This window comes from Ruegeria sp. SCP11, assembly GCF_040329455.1.
In the GTDB taxonomy this organism is placed as follows: Bacteria; Pseudomonadota; Alphaproteobacteria; order Rhodobacterales; family Rhodobacteraceae; genus Ruegeria; species Ruegeria atlantica_E.
Window position 1 is genome coordinate 1 of sequence record NZ_JBDZYG010000048.1, and the last position, 1,443, is coordinate 1,443.

A 1,443-nucleotide genomic window follows, 5' to 3' on the forward strand; every position below is an offset into this window, starting at 1 on the left:
CCTGGAAGATCGGGGCTTCTTCGTCCTTGTTGATCGCAACGATGACCTTCGAGTCCTTCATGCCCGCCAGGTGCTGGATTGCGCCCGAGATGCCGACGGCGACATACAGATCGGGGGCAACAACCTTGCCGGTCTGACCCACCTGCCAGTCGTTCGGAGCATAGCCCGAGTCGACTGCGGCGCGCGAGGCACCAACGGCGGCGCCCAGCTTGTCGGCCAGACCTTCGATCAGTTTGAAGTCCTCTTCCGAGCCGACACCACGGCCGCCCGAGACGACAACGCCAGCCGAAGTCAGTTCCGGACGATCGCTCTCGGCCACCTTGTCCTCGACCCACGACGACAGACCTTCGGAAGCCGGAACCGAGATGGTTTCAACCGGGGCCGAACCGCCTTCGCCCGCTGCGTCGAAGGACGCGGTCCGCAGGGTGACGACTTTCTTGGCGTCGTTCGACTTTACGGTCTGGATCGCGTTGCCCGCATAGATCGGACGCTCGAAGGTCGAGCCGTCAACCACGCCGGACGCATCCGAGATCACCATCACGTCCAGCAGGGCTGCAACGCGCGGCATGACGTTCTTGGCGTCGGTGGTGGCGGGGGCAACGATGTGCTCATAGCCATCGGCCAGCGACACGATCAGCGCCGCGGTCGATTCCGCCAGGCGGTGACCCAGCGAGTCGTCTTCGGCGACCAGCACCTTGGACACACCGTCGATCTTGGCGGCGGCCTCACCAGCGGCGGCGGCCGAGCCACCCGCGGCCAGAACGGTCACATCACCCAGAGCCTTTGCGGCGTTGACGGCCTTGGCGGTGGCGTCCAGCGACAGCTCACCATTGTTGACTTCAGCGAGAAGAAGAACAGCCATTACACAGCCCCCGCTTCTTTGAGTTTCTCGACCAGCTCGTCGACCGAGCCCACGACGATACCGGCGGCGCGTGCCGGCGGCTCTTCGGTTTTGACCACTTCCAGACGCGGAGTGACGTCGACGCCGTAATCGGCGGCGGTTTTCTCATCCAGCGGTTTTTTCTTCGCCTTCATGATGTTGGGCAGCGACGCATAGCGCGGCTCGTTCAGGCGCAGGTCTACGGTCACGATGGTCGGCATCTTGACGCTGATGGTCTGCAGGCCGCCGTCCACCTCACGGGTGATCTTGGCGCTGTCGCCTTCGATGTCGACTTCCGACGCGAAGGTGCCCTGCGACCAGCCCAACAGGGCCGACAGCATCTGACCGGTGGCGTTCATGTCGTTGTCGATCGCCTGTTTACCGGCCAGAACCAGACCGGGCTGCTCTTCCTCGACCACTTTGGCCAGGATCTTGGCAACGGCTAGGGGCTCGATATCGGTGTGCACGTCATCCGCCGCCACAACCAGGATCGCGCGGTCGGCGCCCATAGCCAGCGCGGTCCGCAGCGTCTCCTGCGCCTGCTTGACGCCGATCGAAACGGC

Annotated in this window: 2 protein-coding genes; both read right to left on the reverse strand. The window is 64.2% G+C overall.

The genetic code is table 11. The annotated features are described in order from the left end of the window. A partial coding sequence (locus ABLN94_RS24550; protein ID WP_352997336.1) for an electron transfer flavoprotein subunit alpha/FixB family protein occupies positions 1-862 on the reverse strand: 862 nt, incomplete at its 3' end. After that, positions 862-1,443 (reverse strand): electron transfer flavoprotein subunit beta/FixA family protein (locus ABLN94_RS24555; RefSeq protein ID WP_352997338.1); only part of this gene is annotated, 582 nt, incomplete at its 5' end. The genes ABLN94_RS24550 and ABLN94_RS24555, both read right to left, overlap by 1 nt.